Annotated in this window: 2 protein-coding genes; both read right to left on the bottom strand. The window is 73.4% G+C overall.

The genetic code is table 11. The features are described 5' to 3' along the window. The coding region (gene purU, locus ACI78Z_RS24905) for a formyltetrahydrofolate deformylase (RefSeq protein WP_457039218.1) at positions 1-845 on the bottom strand (845 nt) is incomplete at its 3' end. Positions 846-855: 10 nt separating this feature from the next. After that, positions 856-2,199 (bottom strand): L-serine ammonia-lyase (locus ACI78Z_RS24900; RefSeq protein ID WP_457039217.1); only part of this gene is annotated, 1,344 nt, incomplete at its 5' end.

Raw genomic sequence — 2,199 nt, 5'->3', positions numbered from 1 at the left:
CGGAAGACGACCGTGCTGGCCCCGTTGAGCAGGACCCGCCGCTCGCAGTGCCAGCGGACCGCCCGGGACAGGGCCAGCGCCTCGGCGTCCCGGCCGACGGTGGCCAGCGCCCGCGGGTCGTGGGCGTGGTCGATGCGGATGACCTCCTGCTCGATGATCGGCCCCTCGTCCAGGTCGGGGGTCACGTAGTGGGCGGTCGCCCCGACGAGCTTGACGCCGCGGTCGAAGGCCTGGTGGTAGGGCTTGGCGCCCTTGAAGCCGGGCAGGAAGGAGTGGTGGATGTTGATCGCCCGGCCGTGCAGGGCCACGCACGTCTCGTCGGAGAGGATCTGCATGTACCGGGCGAGCACGACCAGGTCGGCCCGGTGCTGGTCGACCAGCTCCAGCAGCCGGGCCTCGGCCTCGCGCTTGGTGGCCGGGGTCACCGGCACGTGCACGAACGGCAGCCCGGCGGCCTCCGCCATCGGCCGCAGGTCCTCGTGGTTGGAGACCACCGCGACCAGCTCGCCGCCCAGGTTGCCGGCCCGCCACCGGAAGATCAGGTCGTTGAGGCAGTGCCCCAGCTTGGACACCATGACCAGCACGCGGGGCGGCTCGGCCCCGGTGATGCGGTAGGTCATGCCGAACTCGTCGGCCGCCGCGGCGAAGGCCCTGGAGAGGCTGTCGGCGTCGGTGTCCTCGGCGCACACGAACGCGGTGCGCAGGAACAGCTGCCCGCGCAGCGCGTCGTCGAACTGCTGGTGCTCGACGATGTCGCAGCCGTGCTCGAACAGGAACGAGCTCACCGCCCGCACGATGCCCGGGCGCTCGGCGCAGCTGAGGGTGAGGGTGAAGGGGTGGGACACGGGTGCCTCCTCAGCACTCGACGATGTTGAGCGCCAGCCCGCCGCGGGCGGTCTCCTTGTACTTGTCCTTCATGTCCGCGCCGGTCTCCCGCATGGTCTTGATCGCCTTGTCCAGCGAGACGTGGTGCCGGCCGTCGCCGCGCACCGCCATGCGGGCGGCGGTGATGGCCTTGACCGAGCCGACCGCGTTGCGCTCGATGCACGGGATCTGCACCAGCCCGCCGACCGGGTCGCAGGTCAGCCCCAGGTTGTGCTCGATGCCGATCTCGGCGGCGTTCTCCACCTGCTCCGGCGTGCCGCCGAGCACCTCGGCCAGCCCGGCGGCGGCCATCGAGCAGGCCGAGCCGACCTCGCCCTGGCAGCCCACCTCGGCACCGGAGATGGAGGCGTTCTCCTTGAACAGCAGCCCGATCGCGGCGGCGGTGAGCAGGAAGCGGACCACGCCGTCCTCGGAGCAGGAGCCGACGAAGTCGCGGTAGTAGTGCAGCACGGACGGCACGATGCCGGCGGCGCCGTTGGTCGGGGCGGTGACCACCCGCCCGCCGGCGGCGTTCTCCTCGTTCACCGCCAGCGCGTAGAGGGTGACCCACTCCATCGCGCGCAGCGGATCGGCCTCGTCCGGATGAGCCTCGAGCTGCTCGCGCAGCGCGGCCGCGCGCCGGCGGACCTTCAGCCCGCCGGGCAGCACCCCGGTGGTGCGGGTGCCGCGCTGCACGCACTCCTGCATCACCGACCAGATGTGCAGCAGCCCGGCGCGCACCTGCGCCTCGCTGCGCCAGGACAGCTCGTTGGCCAGCATCACGTCGCTGATCCGCAGGCCGGTCTCCCGGGTGCGGGCCAGCAGCTCCTCCCCGGTGCGGAACGGGTACCGGACCGGGGTCGGGTCCTCCACGAGCGCCGGGTTCCCGGCGTCGTCCTCGTCCAGGACGAACCCGCCGCCCACCGAGTAGTACTCGCGCCGGTCGACCTCGGCGCCCTCCGCGTCCAGGGCCCGGAAGAGCATGCCGTTGCTGTGGAACGGCAGCCGCCTGCGCCGGTGCAGCACGACGTCGTCGTCCACCGAGAAGGCGATCGGGTGCTCGCCGGCCAGGGCCAGCTTGCCCTCCCGGCGGACGGCCTCGACGCGGGGTTGGGCCGCGACCGGGTCGACCAGGTCCGGCTGCTCCCCCTCCAGGCCCAGCACGACCGCGCCCACGCTGCCGTGCCCGTGCCCGGTCGCGCCCAGGGACCCGAACAGCTCGCAGCGCACCCCCGCGGTCCGCGCCAGCAGCCCGTCCTCGCGCAGCCGGGCGGCGAAGCTCGCGGCCGCCCGCATCGGGCCGACGGTGTGCGAGCTCGACGGCCCGATACCGAC

The organism is Geodermatophilus sp. SYSU D01176 (assembly GCF_054050015.1).
The sequence above is the reverse complement of the archived record's forward strand: the minus strand, read 5'-3'. Positions and strand labels throughout refer to the sequence as shown.